Origin of the sequence: Halorubrum sp. (assembly GCF_046498025.1) — an archaeon.
Taxonomy (GTDB): domain Archaea; phylum Halobacteriota; class Halobacteria; order Halobacteriales; family Haloferacaceae; genus Halorubrum.
On sequence record NZ_JAWOBM010000017.1, the window covers coordinates 42,515 to 57,626 of the forward strand.

A 15,112-nucleotide genomic window follows, 5' to 3' on the forward strand; every position below is an offset into this window, starting at 1 on the left:
GATTAGTGCGGCTCGGCGATCCCCTGCACCCAGACGATGCCGACGTGGAGCGCGATGAGGCCGGTCACCACGAACGGCAGCACGAAGACGTGCAGGATGTACATTCTCACGAGCGTCGCCTGTCCGAGCGTGAAGCCGCCGAACAGGAGCTGCGCCGCCCACTCGCCCACGAGGGGCGTCGCGAGCGCCATCTCGACGCCGATCTGCGCGGCCCAGAACGACAGCTGCTTCCACGGGAGCACGTACCCGGAGAAGCCGAACAGCAGCGTCAGGCCGATGAGGACGATTCCGAGGATCCAGTTGACCTCGCGGGGCTCCTTGTAGGAGCCGGTGAAGTACACGCGGAGCATGTGCAGGAACACCGCGGCGACCATGAACTGGGCCGACCAGCGGTGGATCGAGCGGAGCATGTAGCCGAACTGCACGTCCGTCATGATAAACACGAGCGAGTCGTACGCCGCCGTCGGGTCGCCCTGCGCGGCGGCGCCGGCGGTGGACGGCGAGTAGTAGAATCCGAGCAGCGCGCCCGAGATCGCCGCGACCAGATACGCGATGATCGACAGCGATCCGAGCGAGTACAGCGGGTACCAGTACCAGAACTTGTTGTCCAGGTCGTACTGCTCCGTGTGGCTCTTCGGCATCTGGAGGTTCGCGCGGTAGTACATCGTCTCCAGCAGTTCGAGGTAGTCGACGATGCGGAGCCGCTTGTCCAGCCAGATGAGCGTGGTGAGGAACGCGGTCTCGATGACCGTCAGATCCTGCGTTTTGAGCCACGCGTTGTGGTCCATCTCGTCTTGTTTTTTGAGGCTCATTGTCGGGTTACTTCTTGTAGTACGGGTAGACTGCCCGTTTGACCGTCTCCATGGCACTGCCGGTGTCGATGCCGGTGCCGTCCTTGTCCTCCTCGCGAACGTAGAGGTCCTCCCACTTGCGACGACGCTTCTTCACGATCATCACGTCCGGAAGGAATTCCTTGCGGTACAACAGGAGGATGAACGCGAGGTCGATGAAGATCATCGCCAACAGCGCGCCGGTGTACATGTTCCCGAACTCGGTCGACGCCCACGCGGACATGAGCCCATAGACGAACAGTCCGACGAACACGACCTCGATGATCGTGAGGAGCACGATCGCGATCGCCGCGGCCGTGCTCTCGCGGGCCGGCTCGTACCGGTGGATGTCCCCGTACGAGGAGCCGCCGGAGCTCATTGGTTACCCCCGTGACCGGTGTGGGCCGACTCGCCGTACTTCAACAGGTAGAACGTGAACACGAAGGTGAGCGAGATGCCCAGAATCGCGGCGATCCCGACCCAGTGCGCGTGGAGCGGCACTCCGACGTGGGCGATGTTCTCCGGCCAGCCGGTGGACGCGCCGCCAACCTCGGTGGTCTCGACGTCTTCGCCGACGGCGATGCCGCCGTGCATCCCGACCGCGTCGTGGGGGACGCAGTGGTAGTGGGTGATGCCGGCCGCGTCCTCGCCCAGCTCGACCTCGTAGGTTTCGCCCTCCTCGTCCACCGGGTCGCCGCTGTCCAGCTCGGCCGGGCCGTCGACCGTCACCACGTTGTGGGCGCCGCCGTCGCCCGTCCACTCGAACGTGACCGTCGTGCCCGTGTCCACCCACAGCAGCGTCGGGTCGAAGGCGAGCCCGTCGTCGTCCGCGCCCACCTCGACGGTCACCTCGCTCTCGCCGCGAGCGTCCACGTACTCTCCGAGGTTCCCGTCGCTGGCGCCGCTCGGCCAGTCCGGTTGTTGCTCCTGTGCGGCGGCCGTTCCGGTCGTCCCGACGGCGGCCGCGGTCGCCGCGGTCGCACCGCCGGCCGTCCGCACGAATTCCCGCCTTTTCATACAGGCTCACTCAGGACGGCGTGCGCTTAAACCCACCGACTGAACTCGTCCGCGTGGAAGCGTTTACAGGGGCTCTACCCCTCGATAACGGCTCTTTACTCGTCGAGCTCCTCCTCGTCTACGACCCCTCCTTCGACCGGGACGAAGTCGGGTCGCTCCTTCGCCTCGCGGAGGGCGCGAAGCCGCTCGCGGTACTCCTCCGAGCGGAACCGATCGGAGAGCCGCGCGTTCGCCACCATCACGAACAGGAAGAGCCCGATGAGCAGGAACACGATCCCCATCGCGGGCGCGACGATCGTGTTGAGGTCGGTGAGGAACGTGGCGGCCAACAGCGCCACGCCGGCGAGCACCTGGACGATCGCGATCACCTGGACCATGAGGTTCCCGAACTCGCCGGAGCCCTGTGGCACGGTGTCGGGGTGCGGGAGCGACCAGTCGTCCGGCGGCTCGGGCACGTCGTACGACTCCATCGCCGCCAGCGCGACGATCGGTTCGATGTCGCGCAGCACCGTTCCCTGCCCGGCCACCTCGCCGGTCGGGCGGACGATGGCGTACCCCTCATCGGAGTAGACGAGAAGCCGCTCCTCGCCGTCGGCCCGCACGCGCTCCAACACGCCGAAGACATCCCGACGGGCGATCCGCGACTTCAGCTCCGCCTCCGCGCGCTCGAGCAGGCGGTCGCCGGTGATCCACGTGTCGGGGTCGAAGGCGGCGTCCCACTCCTCCGCGCTCATCCGGGCCATGTCCGACGGCCCGAAGTCGTCGAAGTCGTACTCCGCCTCGACGCGTCGCCTGAGTTCGTCGAGCTCGTCGGCAGCGTCCGCGTCGGCGTCCCCGCGGTCCGCCGCGTCCGCGTCACCGCCCTCGACGGCCGCGTCGCCTCCGTCTTCGGGCGGGTCGCCGTCGCGGGACGCCCCGTCGTCGGATGCGTCCGGCGCCCGCCCCGGCCTCGGCTCCGACTCCGATCCCGTCGAGGTGTCCTCCATCGTGCGACCGTACGCGCTCCGGACGCTAACTGTTTTCGTCCGCGCTCGACGCCGACCGAATCGACCTAGCCGACCGAATCGGCGGGGAAGCCGTCCGAGGCGACGGACGGATCGGGGAGTTTTACGCGCCGGAGCCCGAAGCGTCGATCGATGGTAGACGAGTCGGTCTTGGCGGCGCTCGCCGGCCTGTCGGTGACGATGAGCCTCCCCTTCCTGCTCTACGGGGCGTGGATCATGATCGACGCCGAGACCGTGAGCTGGAACGTCCTCACCCACCACCTGCGGTACATCGGCGTCGGACTGGCGCTGACCACCGTCCCGATCGTCGGGTGGATGATCCCCCGGGTCCTCCGGCGGCTGACCGGGCTCGCGGTGATCCACGCGTTCCTCGGACTGCAGGCGTACGCGCTCCTGGCGTTCGCGCTCACGGGTATCGTCCGGATCTTCCAGGCGAAGCGCAACGCCGACGCGTACGAGGACCCGGACGTCGACATCGACGAACTCCACGAGGACATGAGCCACTGGCGCGCTCGGCTCCGCGCCGGCGTGGCCGGCTTCATGATACTCTGGCTCTGCGCGTGGGTGACGGGGCTCTATCGGTTCTACTCGATCCACATCGTCCCGATGCTCTGACCGGGCGGCCGACGACGCTCCCCACCCGTCGCGACTCGGCCGCCGACGCGCGGCGGGCGCCGTCGATCGCCTCTCCGACCGACAGCTTCAATCCCGTTTTGCTCCAAGGGACGGTATCGTGGCAGTCACCTTCGATCTGTTCGGCACCCTCGTCGACGTCGAGTACCCGTCCGACCCCGCGGAGATCGTCGCGCGCGAGCTGGAGTCCCGCGACGTCGCCGTCCCGGACGACTGGCACGTCGCGTACGGCGAGCGACACGTGGACGCCCCGGCGGGCGCGGAGGTCCCCCTCCCGGCCCACGTCGCGCGCGCGCTCGCCTCCCGCGGCGTCGACGCGACGGAGAACGTCGTCCGGCACGCCGTCGTCGCGGCGTTCGACCCGGACGTGACCAGACGCGACGACGCGCGGCAGGCCGTCCGCGACGCCGCCGCGAAGGGGCCGGTGGGGCTCCTCTCGAACTGCGCCGTTCCGGAACTCGTCCCCAAGACGCTGATCCGCGCCGGGCTCCGCGGCGAGTTCGACGCGGTCACGACCAGCGTCGGGTGCGGGTGGCGGAAGCCGCACCCCGAGGCGTTCGAGGCCGCGGCCGCCGCCCTCGACGTCGCGCCCGAGACGCTGATCCACGTGGGCGACGACCCCGCCACCGACGGCGGCGTCGTCGACGTCGGGGGCCGGTTCGTGGACGTGACGGAGACGCCGCTGGAGGCGATCGCGGCCGAGCTCGGGGCCGAGCAGTAGCGCGGATCCATGGGGTAGCGTCGAGGCTCGTTCCCCGGCGCAGCGTCGAGGCTCGTCACTTCCCGCGCTCGCGACCGAGCCGGTCGGCCCACTCCCCGTCGATCCGTCCCTCCGCGAACAGCTTCTCTAAGTGCGCGACGACGGTCGTTCGCGCGAGGTCCGCGACGCCGCTCAGGTCCTTCTCGTAGGCGCGGTCGACGACCCCGTCCACGTCGCTCGCGCCGGCCTCGACCGCCGCGAGGACCGCCCGCTCGCGGTCCAGTCGGTGTTCGATCAGCCGGTCGCAGACCCCGCGTGGGTCGTCGATCACGGGACCGTGACCGGGGTAGAGCCGGTCGTAGCCGGCGTCGCGGACGCGTTCGAGGCTGTCGAGGTACCCGCGGAGGTCGCCCTCGGGAGCGCCGACCGCGACGCTCCCCTCGGCCACGGCGAGGTCGCCGCAGAGGAGCACGCCGGGAGGGTTCTCGCCGTCGTCGCCTCCGCGTCCGTCGCCACGTCCGTCTTCGCGTACGCGTCCGACCGCGAAGGCGACGTGGTCCGGCGCGTGGCCGGGCGTGTCGACCGCGCGAACGGGCGTGTCCCCGACGCGCTCGCCGCCGGCGAACGTCCCGTCCGGCTCGACGCCGGTCGCGGCGACGAACCGGTCGACGTGGTCGGCGTGCGCGAAGACGGGGGCGTCTGCGCGATCGGCGTACGCGGCGACCGCGCCGACGTGGTCCGGGTGCGTGTGGGTGACCGCTATCGCGTCGACACCGGCGGCTCCCGGCTCGCCGTCGCTCGGACCGCCGTCGGTCCCTCCGCCGACCCCGACCGCGGCGTCGAGGGCGTCGGTCCGGGCGGCCGGGTCGACGAGGAGTCCCCCGGCGACGTAGGCGTTCGTGGTCCCGCCGGGCGCGCGGGTGTCGACCGGAACCGGGACGCGGTTGACCGGCGGTCCGGGGTCCGGTTTCGGTTCCGCCATCGGCTCAGTCCCCGCGTCCCAGGGAGGAACCGTCGCGCCGGTCGAGCAGGGAGCGCGCGGCCGGGCCGGGGCCTGACCCGGCGAGTTCACGTCCGGGGATCGGCACGTCGAGGTCGTCGGCGACGGCGAACCGCGAGAGGTCGGCGACGCCGGCGTCGACCGCCTCGACCGAGCCGTAGGGGCGTCCGACGACGACGTCTCCGGCCGTGCTCCGGTTGATCCCGGGGATCGCCGTCAGCTCGTCCATCGACGCCGCGTTGACGTCGAGGGGGTAGGGCACGCCGGTGACCGAGCGGTAACCGTGGTCCGTGATCGCCACGTCGATGGCGGTGCCGAGCTCGCGCTCGCCGGGGACGGCGACCAGGAGGGCGTACGTGCCGAGCTGGCGGCCGAACGTCTTCCCGTCCTGGTGGTACTCCAAGTGGACGTCGGGGAGGACGGTCCCGGGCGGGACGACGCGGTCGAGCATCGGGTTGTCGACCGTCTCGCGGACCTCCCGCTTGTACGCCTGGAACTGGTCTTTGTGCTCCTGGGCGATGTCCGCGCCCGTCTCGGCCATCTCCGTGCCGGCGAACGCCATCACCTGCCGGATGTTGATCCGGCGGAGCATCAGCCCCTCGTCGTACACCGTCTGGAGGAACCGCTTGTTGTGCTCGTACGTCTCCGGGCGCTCGCCGGCGAGCCCGTGGACGAGGTTGATCCCGGGGAGCAGCTTCGGGAGCCGCGGCGAGGCGTCCGGGCCGGTCGAGGGGCCGGTCACCCGGTCGTCGCCGCCGGGCGTGGTCTCCGGCGTGTCGCCCGGCCGCCACCCGCCTTCCTCGTTAACGACGCGGACGGCCTCCAGGCACTCCTCGGCGGTGACCAGCAGGTTGTTCCGCTCTTGGACGACCGGGTCGGCCGATTCGAGCCCGAACGCGGCGGTGTCGCCGGGCGTGTTGTGCGCGGCGATGACCCGGATCGCCTCGCGGGAGGCCTCGGGGTAGTCGGTGATCGTCACCGGGTTCATGTTGTCGAGGTGGAGCGTCCGGAGGTCGGGCGCGACCTCGCGGATCCCGCCGTACAGCTCGCGGAGCGCGTCGGGGTTCGGCGCCTCGCCGTCGCCGCCGAACGCGAGGATGTCGGCCTGCCGCCCGAGCCGGAAGTGCTTGACCCCCCGATCCGAGAGCGCGTCGACCTCCTCAACGACGGAGCGCGCCTCGCGGAACGCCGGGCTCCCGTACAGCGGCTCCGTGCAGAACGAACAGCGGTAAGCGCAGCCGCGGGAGGTCTCCATCTCGCAGATGAGGTAGTCGGGGTGGTTGGGGTGCTGCTCGACGACGAACGCGCCCTTCTCGGCCCAGCGGTCGATCTCCGCGTTGTCGCGCATCCGGTTGCCGAACCCCTCTAACCCCTCGCGCACGAGGTCGTGGGCGGCCGCCTCCACGTCGCCCATGGCGACGAAGTCGTAGTCGAGGTCGTCGCGCTCGGTCTCGGTCGCGCCCGCGTTCTCCTCGCCGACGCCGAACCGCACCGGCCCGCCGAGCAGGGTGACGCCGTCCGCGGTCCAGCCCAGCTCGCGGACCTCGTCGGGCTCGGCCGGGGTGCCGCCGACGTACTTCCCGGGGACCGTCATCCCGCCGACGTACACCATGAGGTCGGCGTCGGCGACGTCGGCGCGCTTCCCGCGGTCCTCGCGCAGCTCGTCGATGGTGTGGTAGGTGATCTGCCCCTCGGGGACGCCCGCGTCGACGAGCGCGCCGGCCGTGTACCGCGGGTACGTCGAGATGTACGGCGGCACGCCGAAGTGCGCCGGCTCGTCGACGTAGCCGTCGACGATGGTGACGGAGAGGTCGTTCGGATCGGGCGGGAGCGACCCCCGGCCCGACGCGGGCGAATCGGTCATGTTGACCCACCGTAGTCGGCCGAGACGGGAAAAGCGTGCGGAACGTCGGGGGCCGCCCGGTCGAATATATATGCCGCCGCGGCCGGCGACGCGACCCCTCAGCCGTAGATGTGTCCCTCGAGGGCGACCGCGTCGGGGTCGCCGAGCGCGGCGGCGTCCGGCTCGTAGTCGCGCGTCCAGGCCGTGAACGCCCCGACGCAGGCGGCGACGGCGTCGAGGGCGTCGCCGCCCGCGTCCGCGACCATCGTCTCCGTCAGCCCGGACCCGGAGTTATATACGACGCCGGCCGCCTCGGCCAGCCCCTCGGCGTTCCGCCGACGCCGGGTCGCCTTCTCGTCGCCGCTTCCCTTGTAGTTCGTCCGGTGGAGGCCGAGCCGGTCCAGCACCGCGGCCGGGTACGTCTCGACCGCCGTCGGTCCCGCCGGCGCCTCGGGCCGCCAGCCCCCGTCCGTCCGGTCCATCGGCGCGAACCGGACCTCGTCGATCAGGGAGGCGAGCACGTCGCGCATGCCGTAAAAGGCGATGGTGTCGGCGATGAACCCGTAGGGCGAGCGCGCGCCGACGGCGGCGTCCGTCCGGCGCTTGGCGTAGGTCCCCTCGCCGTGGCGCTCGGTCAGCCCGACGCAGCGCTCGGCGAACGCGCGCACCGGATCGCGCGGGTCGCCGTCGCCGTCGCCCGAGTCACCGTCGCCCTCGCCCTCGCCCGAGTCACCGTCGCCGTCGCCCGAGTCACCGTCGCCGTCGCCCTTGCTCGGGTCGCCGCCTTCGCTTCCGTTGACCCCGATCGACTCCGGAAATCCATTTATAAACGACCGCCACGACTCGTTGCCCGTCTCCTCGACGACGAACCGCGGCAGTCCGAACGGGAAGTCGAGCCCGACCACGGTTGCCTCGTCGCGCTCGCGGATCCACCCCGCGAGCGCCGGCAGCGCGTCCGTGCGGCCCGCGTCGTCGAGACCGGCGACGTCGGCGAGTGGCCGGAGGTCGGTCACGACCAGGTCGTCGCTCGGGGGGTCGACCCGCCCGCTCGCGATCCACGTCTTCCGTCCCGCGTCGGTCGCCGCCGCGCTGAAGTCGACGCCGCACACGCGGATCGGTTCGTCAGTAGCGCGACCCGAGTCGCCGTCTGTGCGCGCCGACTCGCCGCTCGACTGCCCCGCCACGTCGCCGTCCCCGCTGACGTCCATACACGGACGACCGCCGCCACGCCGTTTAAGCCCTCGCCGACACAACGGTGTCGTATATGCCATCGACGATGGAGGTCAAATGCGAGAGCGACGACTGCGAGCTCGACATGTTCGAGAACCACTACACGTACGACGTTCCCGACGACCACGCCGTTGAGGACCTGTCGTGCCCGTACTGCGGCGGGAGCGACCTCGCCGAAGTCGAGGTGTAACCCGTGAGCGGATTCGTCGAGGCGGGCCGGTCGGCCGTCCGCCGCGCCCTCGAACGGGTCGGGCGAGGATGGAGCAAGATGCAGGAGCGTCGCCCGCTCTCGTACGACCTCCTCGAGAGCGACGACGCCTACCTCGTCGTCTTCGACGCCCCGGGCGTCCGCGGCGAGGACCTGAACGTGACCTTCCTCGATCACACCGTCGAAGTCGAGCTCGACCGGTTCCGCGACTTCTACGACGGCTACGAGATGCGGTTCCCCGGACGGGGCGTCTCCCTCTCGGGGAGCGCGGACCTCCCCAACGACGCGAACGTCACGCCGGAGGGCGCGAACGCGACGCTGACCCGCAACGGGACGCTGCAGGTGGAGATCCCGAAGAAAGACGACGGGCGGGACGTCGCGGTCGTCGAGGAAGACGACGCCGACGGGTAACGGCGGAGACGCCCACGCCGCCCCGCTCTTCGGCCCTCAGTTCTTCGTCCGGCCCTCGACCGACATCCCCTCCGTGATCTCGAACGTCTCGTCCCCGTCGAACCGGTCGGGATCGAACGGTTCGATCCACGGCGACTCGGGAGCATCGGCGGCGGCCCCGTCGAGCGACGCCAACACGCCCTCCGCGACGTGTTCTCCCACCGCCGGCGCGCGCATGAACCCGTGTCCCTGCCAGCCGGCGGCGACAAACAGGCGGTCCGGGTCGCCGCCGGACCCGCCTGCGGCGTCCGTTCCCCCGCCGACCGGTCCGAGGAGCGGGTCGCCGTCGGGCGTCGCCGTGCAGAGCCCGGCCCACGCCCGCTCCACGTCCGGCTCGCCGTCGCCCACGGCGTCGACGCGCTCGCGGAGCGTCGTCGCGACGGACTCGACGAACCAGTCGTCGCCCTCGCGGTCGTAGTCGTCCGGGTCGGCCGCGAACGGCTCGGTCCCGTCGCCGGCCAGCAGCCCGGTCGGGTGCGGGCGGAGGTAGACGCCCGCGGTCGCGTCGTAGACCATCGGACCGTCGTAGGCGACCCCGCTCGTCAGCGCCTGCACGCGATAGGGGACGACCGGGACCGCGATCTCGGCGCCCGCGAGGACGTCGGCGGTGTGCGCGCCGGCGGCGACGACGACCGCGTCGAACTCGCGGACCTCGGCGCGGCTCCCCCCTCTGCCGTCCCCCCCTCCGTCGACCCCGCCTCCGCTCGCGCCGATCCGGAGCTCCGCGCCCGCGCCGGTCAGCGAAACCGCCGTCCCGGTTTCGACGGTCACGCCCTCGCGGCGTGCCCGTCGGCCCATCGCCGCGACGTAGCTCGCCGGGTCGCACCACCCGCCGTTCTCGGCGACTGCGGCGACCGCGAGGTCGTCGGTCGCGACCGGGAACCGCTCGGCGAGCGCCGCCGGGTCGACGACCGAGACCTCGCGGCCGTGCGAGCGCATCCGGTCGACCATCGACGGCACGGCGTCGGCGTCCGTGTCGCCCTCGCGGACCGCGATCACGTACGGGCACGGCGTGAACGAGAACCCCGGGAGCGAGCGGTCGAACGCCCGGAACCGCTCCATCGCGCGGGCGGCCAGGGCGGCGTCGACGTCCTCGGCGTACGCGTCGTAGAGGACGCCGGCGGCGCGGCCGGAGCTCCCGGCGCCGAGGTCGTCGCGGTCGTAGAGCGTCACGTGGGCGCCGCGGGCCGCGAGGTCGGCGGCCGCGGTGACGCCGACCGCGCCGCCGCCGACGACCGCGACTGCGGGCGGGTCCTGTGGGTCCGTTCGCGCGGATCGGCTCATGGGTCCGTCTCTCACCGGGAGGGGGATTAATGCTACCGCCGAGTCGGCCGGGTGACACGCACGTCCCCGCCCACGTTATGAGGCTCGCGCTCGTGTGATCGGTATGAATCAACTCGTCGACGGCGAGTGGCGGACGGACGCGTACGAGGCGACGGACGGGGACGGGTCGTTCCAGCGCGGGGAGACGACGTTCCGGAACTGGATCGCCGGCAGCGACGTGCCGGCCCACGTCGACGCCGAGCCCGATGAGCGGTTCCAGCCCGAGGCGGGCCGGTATCACCTGTACGTCTCCTACGCGTGCCCGTGGGCGCACCGCATCCTGCTCGCGCGGTCGCTCCTCGGCTTGGAGGACGCCATCGGCGTCTCGGTCGTCGACCCGTACCGCGCCGAGGACGGCTGGCAGTTCACTCCGGAAAAGGAGGGCTGTACCCCCGACCGCCTCCACGGCAGCGACTACCTCCGAGAGCTGTACGTCGCGGCCGACCCCGACGCCACCTGCCGCGTGACCGTCCCCGTGCTGTGGGACACCGAGGAGGAGACAGTAGTCAACAACGAGTCCCGCGAGATCCTCCGCACCCTCTCCACCGCGTTCGACGGCCTCGGGAACGACGTCTCGCTGCTCCCCGGCCCCGACGACGAGGCGACCGTCGCGGACGTCGACGAGGTGATCACCGAGATCTACGAGCCGATCAACAACGGCGTCTACCGCGCCGGGTTCGCGACCTCGCAGTCGGCGTACGACGAGGCGGTCGACGACCTGTTCGACGCGCTCGGCCGCTGGAACGACCACCTCGCGGACCAGCGGTACCTCGTCGGCGACTCGCTCACCGAGGCCGACATCTGCCTGTTCACCACGCTGGTGCGGTTCGACCAGGTGTACCACACCCATTTCATGTGTAACAAGCGGTTCGTCCACCAGTACGAGCACCTGTGGCCGTACCTGCGGGACCTCTACCAGACCGAGGGCGTCGCCGAGACCGTGAACACGAGCCACATCAAGGAGCACTACTACACGACCCACCCGGACGTGACGCCGTCCGGGATCATCGCGCGCGGTCCAGACCTCGACTTCGAGGCGGACCACGACCGCGACCGATTCGGCGGTAAAGCGCCGACGCCGACGGCGGACGACTGAGGGCCGAACGACCGTCCACGACGACCGTTATTTTACAAACCGATTCTGCGGTGGCGCGTGCCGGCGAGCGCCTGAAAGGCGCGAGTAGCGAGGGACCGAAGGTCCCTCTGACAGCCGGCGGCGTGGCCGCCGGCGACTGGGGCTTTGGAGGTATACACCGCCGTTCCGTCGTCGGCCACCAATTTCGGAGAACGCGCAAAACGAGAAACCGCGCAAAACGAGAGAAACGCAGAACGGAATAAAACGGGCCGACCCGCGTCTTATCCCTCCATCCCGCCGAACGAGAGGCCGTCCTCGACGGAGCGCTGCGCCGCGAAGTAGACGATCGCGACGGGGAGCGCGAACAGGTTCGCGAACGCCGCGAAGCGCGTCCACGGCGTCGAGAACCGCCCCTCGGTGGCGAGGTTGTACAGCTCCACCGAGAGCGGGTAGTTATCCGGCGAGAGCAGCGTCTGCGCGATGATGAACTCGTTCCACCCGGCGAGCCAGACGAAGATGAGCACGACGGCGAGTCCCGGCTTCGTCAGCGGGAGGATGACCTCCCGGATCGTGTCGAGGAAGCTCGCGCCGTCCACCATCGCCGCCTCCTCGTAGGAGACGGGGATGTTGTCCATGTACGTCTTCAGCAGCCAGGTGTTGAACGGGATCGCGCCGGCGGCGTAGAACAGCCCGAGGATGAACAGGTTGTTCGTCAGCCCGTAGGAGCTGAACAGCGAGTACAGCGCCACGAGCGTCGCGATCGAGAGCCCGGCGCCGATCTGCGTGAACAGCACGTACCCGTAGAGGATCCGCTTGCGACCGATGAAGCTCCGGCGTGAGAACGCGTACGCCGCCGGCACGATCATCCCGAAGCCGGCGACGATCGTCACGCTCACGAGGTAGAGGCTGTTGAACACCGCGCCCGGGCCGGTCTCGGTGCCGGCCCACCGGAAGCCGAGCGGAACGAGCCCGCTCCCGCCGCCGATAACGAGCTGGGGGTACCCCCAGTCGCCGTCGATGAAGAAGAAGTCGGACTCGAACAGCACCCACCGGTACGCGTCGAGGTTGTACGTCGTCGGGTCGGGGAAGATCCCGCTCGTGTTGAACAGCCGGGTCCCCTCGGCGAGCGACGCCGCGAAGATCCAGAACAGCGGGAACAATAGGATCAGCACCATCAACAGCCCGAACGCCGTCATCAGCACGCTCTTGGCGACGTCCCACGGGGTGCGCTTGCCGGTCCGCAGGTCGTAGATCGCCCGCTGGATCGTCACGACGAACCGCTTCGGGGCGGTCGCGAGCCCGACGAGCTTCGCGCGGACCATCGCGAGGGCGGCTCCGAGCGCGCTCATTCGTCACCCACCCCCTCGGCGAGGCCGCCGTAGCGCACGGCGGCGTACATGAACACGCCGATAAAGGCGATCGCGACGATGAGGATCGCGGCCGAGAGCCCGAACTCGTTGAAGCTGATCGCCTCGCGGTAGCCGTACACGATGATCAGTTCGTTCTGCCGCGCCGGGCCGCCCTGGTTGAACACCCACGGGATCAGGAACTGCTGGAACGACGTCGCGCCGGTGAGGATCGACGCGAACAGCACCGGCCGCCTGATCGCGGGCAGCGTCACGGTCCGGAACCGCTGGAGGAACCCCGCCCCGTCGACCATCGCGGCCTCGTGGAGCTCGCGCGGCACGTCTTGGAGCGCGCTCACGATGATGATCACCATGAACGGGTACGCCAGCCACACCTCCGTGGTGACGTACGCGAAGAACGCCTCCCACCGACCGCTGAGAAAGCCGATCGGGACGTCGAAGAGGAGGACCTCGGGCGCCGACAGTGACGACATGACCCCGTTGTACCGTCCGAGGATCGTGTTGAACACGCCGAACCGGGCGTCGCTGAACATCCCGCGCCAGACGGTGATCGTGAAGATCCCGGGGAATCCGAGCGGGACGATCACCGCCGCGCGCATGTAGCGCTTGCCGGCCACGCGCGCGTGGTTCAACAGGAGGGCGATCCCGACGGCGACGAACACCTTGATTACGAGCGAGACGGCGACGAACAGCCACGTCGTCGACATCGATGTCCAGAACTGGGAGTCGCTCAGCAGCTGAACGTAGTTGTCCAGCCCGATCAGCTCGGCGCCGCCCCCGATCACCGATCCGGCGAACGTCGCGTCGGTCAGGGAGATATAGAACAGATAGAAGATCGGGTACAGCATGAAGCTCGAGAAGAGGATGACGCCGGGGATAACGAGGAGGAGCCCCCAGTCGCGGTTGGAGAACGGGACCGCTGCTCGGAGCCGCGCCAAGCCGCTCGCGCCGGTACCGGTGTGTGGGGAAGCCATGATGACTGGGTGGAAGGACGCCTACAGGTTCTCCCGGATCTCGGAAGCGGCCTGATCGAGGGCGGGACCGCTCTCCTGGTCGCCGTTGAAGACGCGCTCGAGCGCATCTGTCAGCGGCGTCCAGACGCTGTTCATGTCTGGATGGGTCGGGATCGGGACGCCGTGGTCGACCTGTCGGGCGAACGCCTCGACCTCCGCAGAGAGGTTCCCGTCCTCGACCACGGAGCTGAGCACGGGGATGTACCCCTGCTCGGCCGCGTTGGTCTCGACGATCTCCTCGTTCGTGGTGTACCACTCGGCGAGCCCGGTGGTCGCGTCGACCGTCGACTGGTCGGCGTCGTTCAGCATGGCGCTGAAGTAGAACGTCTGGATACCGGAGTACGTGCGCGGGTGGTTCCCGTCGACCGTCGGCAGCGGCGCGACGCCGAGGTTGTCGATCTCCCCGGAGAGGTTCGCGAGCTCCCACGGGCCGTTGATCGCGAACGGAGCCGCGCCGTCGGCGAACGCGACGATCTGCGACTCGTATCCCGGATCGGCCGGGACGTAGTCGAACAGCGTCTCGAGCGCGTCCATCCCCTGCTTGCAGGCGTCGCTGTCGAGGGTGACCTCCAGGTTCTCCTCGTCGAAGATGTTCCCGCCGTACGCCTGGATGAATCCGCTGACGAAGTACGGGTCCGCAACGGGATACGAGAGCCCGTATTCGCCGTTTCCGGGGCTGTGAAACTCGTCCATGACGGAGACCATCTCCTCGAGGGTCTCCGGCGGAGCGTCGACCATGTCCTCGTTGTAGAACAGGGCGACCGTCTCCGAAGCGAACGGGAGCCCGTGGAGCGCGCCGTCGTACTGAACAGCCTCCTGTGCGGCCCCGGAGTACTCGTCGAGCGAGACGTCGACGTCGTCGCTCGCGTCGTAGAGGAACGGCGGCTCATCGCGGACCGCGAACCGGCCGATCCAGTCGTGCGCCCAGACCCACGAGTCGGGGCCCTCGCCGGACGGGATGGCGGTCTCGAGCTGCTGGTCGAGGTCGCCGCCGGGCGCCTCCTTGTCGATCGTGTGACCCGCCTCCGACTCGAACTCGTCGACGTACCCGGACATCGCCTCGTCCTCGCCGTCGGAGAGGTCCGTCCACAGCGTCGCGGTTCCCTGACTTCCGTCGTCGCCGTCGTCGCCGTCGTCGCCGTCGTCGGACCCGTCAGACCCGTCGCCGTCGTCGCCGTCGTCGGACCCGTCGCCGCTGTCCGTGCTGATACAGCCCGCGAGCGCCGCGAGCGCGGTACTTCCCCCCATCGTTTTGAGTAGCGTTCTGCGTTTCTCGTTCATGTGTCTACAACAAACGATGAATTACATATTCATACATTTAATTTTTGGGGTCGGCCGTCGTCCCCGTCACCGCTGTCGACGGTCACGCTGAGCGCTCGTATCCAGCACTGGCTCGGGTTCATATTTAAGATGAGATTG

Annotated in this window: 16 protein-coding genes; 5 read left to right on the forward strand and 11 right to left on the reverse strand. The window is 69.8% G+C overall.

Features of this window, described 5'->3' with window-relative positions; genetic code table 11:
- Positions 1–2: 2 nt before the first annotated feature.
- The 4 genes from R6U01_RS03695 to R6U01_RS03710 all read right to left on the reverse strand — a co-directional run bounded on the left by R6U01_RS03695 (position 3) and on the right by R6U01_RS03710 (position 2,833).
- The gene (locus tag R6U01_RS03695) at positions 3–812 is read right to left on the reverse strand and encodes a cytochrome b (protein WP_410285111.1); all 810 of its coding nucleotides are present in this window, start codon (positions 810–812) and stop codon (positions 3–5) included.
- Positions 813–819: 7 nt separating this feature from the next.
- On the reverse strand, positions 820–1,209 hold the full coding sequence (locus R6U01_RS03700) for a hypothetical protein (protein WP_410285112.1): 390 nt from the start codon (positions 1,207–1,209) through the stop codon (positions 820–822).
- Positions 1,206–1,847, reverse strand: a complete 642-nt coding sequence (locus R6U01_RS03705) for a halocyanin domain-containing protein (protein WP_410285113.1) — start codon at positions 1,845–1,847, stop codon at positions 1,206–1,208. Before R6U01_RS03705 ends, R6U01_RS03700 begins: the two co-directional genes overlap by 4 nt.
- A 95-nt stretch (positions 1,848–1,942) precedes the next feature.
- On the reverse strand, positions 1,943–2,833 hold the full coding sequence (locus R6U01_RS03710) for a hypothetical protein (protein WP_410285114.1): 891 nt from the start codon (positions 2,831–2,833) through the stop codon (positions 1,943–1,945).
- 150 nt (positions 2,834–2,983) lie between these two features.
- On the opposite strand from R6U01_RS03710, the gene R6U01_RS03715 reads away from it, so the two are divergent.
- The gene (locus R6U01_RS03715; RefSeq protein WP_410285115.1) at positions 2,984–3,466 is read left to right on the forward strand and encodes a hypothetical protein; all 483 of its coding nucleotides are present in this window, start codon (positions 2,984–2,986) and stop codon (positions 3,464–3,466) included.
- Between the two features lie 118 nt (positions 3,467–3,584).
- Complete coding sequence (locus R6U01_RS03720; RefSeq protein WP_410285116.1) at positions 3,585–4,205, forward strand: HAD family hydrolase; 621 nt, start codon at positions 3,585–3,587, stop codon at positions 4,203–4,205.
- Between the two features lie 55 nt (positions 4,206–4,260).
- Here the strand turns inward: R6U01_RS03720 and R6U01_RS03725 are convergent, their stop codons facing one another.
- From R6U01_RS03725 to R6U01_RS03735, 3 genes are all read right to left on the reverse strand, one after another.
- Positions 4,261–5,166 (reverse strand): MBL fold metallo-hydrolase, encoded by a 906-nt coding sequence (locus R6U01_RS03725; RefSeq protein ID WP_410285117.1) that lies wholly within the window; start codon positions 5,164–5,166, stop codon positions 4,261–4,263.
- A gap of 4 nt (positions 5,167–5,170) precedes the next feature.
- Complete coding sequence (locus R6U01_RS03730) at positions 5,171–7,048, reverse strand: radical SAM protein (RefSeq protein WP_410285118.1); 1,878 nt, start codon at positions 7,046–7,048, stop codon at positions 5,171–5,173.
- Between the two features lie 98 nt (positions 7,049–7,146).
- A complete protein-coding gene (locus tag R6U01_RS03735) occupies positions 7,147–8,235 on the reverse strand; it encodes a DUF429 domain-containing protein (RefSeq protein ID WP_410285119.1) in 1,089 nt (362 codons plus the stop codon).
- Between the two features lie 56 nt (positions 8,236–8,291).
- Between R6U01_RS03735 and R6U01_RS03740 the strand changes: the two genes are divergently transcribed.
- A complete protein-coding gene (locus R6U01_RS03740) occupies positions 8,292–8,447 on the forward strand; it encodes a hypothetical protein (protein ID WP_410285120.1) in 156 nt (51 codons plus the stop codon).
- A 3-nt stretch (positions 8,448–8,450) separates the two neighbouring features.
- Entirely contained in the window at positions 8,451–8,876 is a 426-nt protein-coding gene (locus tag R6U01_RS03745; RefSeq protein WP_410285121.1) for an Hsp20/alpha crystallin family protein, read from the forward strand.
- Between the two features lie 36 nt (positions 8,877–8,912).
- Here R6U01_RS03745 and R6U01_RS03750 read toward each other — a convergent pair whose 3' ends face one another.
- Positions 8,913–10,199 carry an NAD(P)/FAD-dependent oxidoreductase gene (locus R6U01_RS03750; RefSeq protein WP_410285122.1) on the reverse strand — a complete coding sequence of 429 codons (1,287 nt, stop codon included), beginning with the start codon at positions 10,197–10,199 and terminating at the stop codon, positions 8,913–8,915.
- Between the two features lie 103 nt (positions 10,200–10,302).
- Here R6U01_RS03750 and R6U01_RS03755 point away from each other — a divergent pair, with 103 nt between their 5' ends.
- Positions 10,303–11,334 (forward strand): glutathione S-transferase family protein, encoded by a 1,032-nt coding sequence (locus R6U01_RS03755; protein ID WP_410285123.1) that lies wholly within the window; start codon positions 10,303–10,305, stop codon positions 11,332–11,334.
- Between the two features lie 260 nt (positions 11,335–11,594).
- On the opposite strand, the gene R6U01_RS03760 is transcribed toward R6U01_RS03755, so the two are convergent.
- From R6U01_RS03760 to R6U01_RS03770, 3 genes are read right to left on the reverse strand one after another with little or no spacing between them, the layout of a single operon-like run.
- Positions 11,595–12,662 carry a sugar ABC transporter permease gene (locus R6U01_RS03760; RefSeq protein ID WP_410285124.1) on the reverse strand — a complete coding sequence of 356 codons (1,068 nt, stop codon included), beginning with the start codon at positions 12,660–12,662 and terminating at the stop codon, positions 11,595–11,597.
- Complete coding sequence (locus tag R6U01_RS03765) at positions 12,659–13,654, reverse strand: carbohydrate ABC transporter permease (RefSeq protein ID WP_410285125.1); 996 nt, start codon at positions 13,652–13,654, stop codon at positions 12,659–12,661. Before R6U01_RS03765 ends, R6U01_RS03760 begins: the two co-directional genes overlap by 4 nt.
- Before the next feature lie 21 nt (positions 13,655–13,675).
- Complete coding sequence (locus R6U01_RS03770) at positions 13,676–14,974, reverse strand: extracellular solute-binding protein (protein WP_410285126.1); 1,299 nt, start codon at positions 14,972–14,974, stop codon at positions 13,676–13,678.
- Between the last annotated feature and the right edge of the window lie 138 nt (positions 14,975–15,112).